Annotated in this window: 1 protein-coding gene; it reads left to right on the top strand. The window is 67.3% G+C overall.

Translation table 11 applies throughout. The features are described 5' to 3' along the window. The coding region (locus tag STRTUCAR8_RS39595) for a ricin-type beta-trefoil lectin domain protein (protein ID WP_044473682.1) at positions 1–1222 on the top strand (1222 nt) is incomplete at its 5' end. Positions 1223–1310: the final 88 nt, after the last annotated feature.

Genomic DNA, 1310 nt, shown 5'->3' with positions numbered 1-1310 from the left:
GGACATGTACGGCCCGCTCGCGCAGTACTACGTGAAGTTCCTCCAGGAGTACAAGGCCAAGGGCGTCGACGTCTGGGGCATCACCCCGCAGAACGAGCCGACGATCTCACCGTCCACGTACTCGGCGATGCTGTGGTCCGCGGGCAACGAGGCGACCTTCATCGCCGACAACCTCGCCCCCGCACTCCAGCAGGCCGGCCTCTCCGGCACGAAGATCCTCGCAGGGGACGCCGACCACGTGTACCCCGACTACGCGAACACGCTGATGGCCAATCAGGCGGCCCGTGACGCGATGTACGGCACCGCGTGGCACTGTTACGCGAACGACCTCGGCAAGATGACCACCATCCACAACTCCTTCCCGGACAAGCGGCTCTACGAGAGCGAGTGCTCCACCGGGCCGGGCATCGCGCCGATGAACGCCGCCCAGCTCGCCCTGGAGTCGACCTTCAACTGGGCCAGCGGCGCCCTGCTGTGGAACCTGGCCCTCGACACCGACGGCGGCCCGAAGATGGGCGTCGGCTGCACCAACTGCACCGGACTGGTCACCGTCGACCAGGCCACCGGCAAGGCCACGTACACCGACAACTACTACCAGCTCGGCCAGTTCTCGAAGTTCCTGGTCCCCGGCGCCACCCGGATCGGCTACAGCGACGGCGGCGGCATCTGGGCGCAGGCCTACCAGAACCCCGACGGCGGCGAGGTGCTGGTCGCCTACAACAACAACTCCTCCGCCACCACGTTCACCACCACCTGGAACAACACCGGATCGTTCTCCTACACGCTGCCCTCGCACGCCACGGTCACCTTCACCCGCGGCGCGCAGACAACCGCAGGACAGATCGTCGGCCAGGGCTCGAACCGGTGCCTGGACGACACCGGCAACGCGGCCAACGGCATCCAGCAGAACATCTGGGACTGCACGTCGGGGAGCGCCAACCAGCAGTACACGTACTCGCCGAGCCGTGAGTTGCAGGTCGCGGGCAAGTGCCTGGGCGCGTTCGGGAACGGCACCGCGAACGGCACCAAGGTCGTCACCTGGGACTGCAACGGCGGGGCAAGTCAGAAGTGGACCTTCCACGCCGACGGCAGCGTCACCAACGACCTGTCCGGCCTCTGCCTCGACGTGACCGGCACGGCCACGGCGAACGGGTCCAAGGTCCAGCTGTGGAGCTGCACCGGCGCCTCCAACCAGAAGTGGTCGGCCTCCAGCGGAGGCTGACGGACAAACGGCGTCCGCCCGTTTAGGGAAGCGCCGCTGAACATGTCGGCGAGCGTGGCCAATTTCGGGTTCGCCACCGGGCACCCCT

This window comes from Streptomyces turgidiscabies Car8, assembly GCF_000331005.1.
Lineage (GTDB): Bacteria > Actinomycetota > Actinomycetes > Streptomycetales > Streptomycetaceae > Streptomyces > Streptomyces turgidiscabies.
The sequence above is the reverse complement of the archived record's forward strand: the minus strand, read 5'-3'. Positions and strand labels throughout refer to the sequence as shown.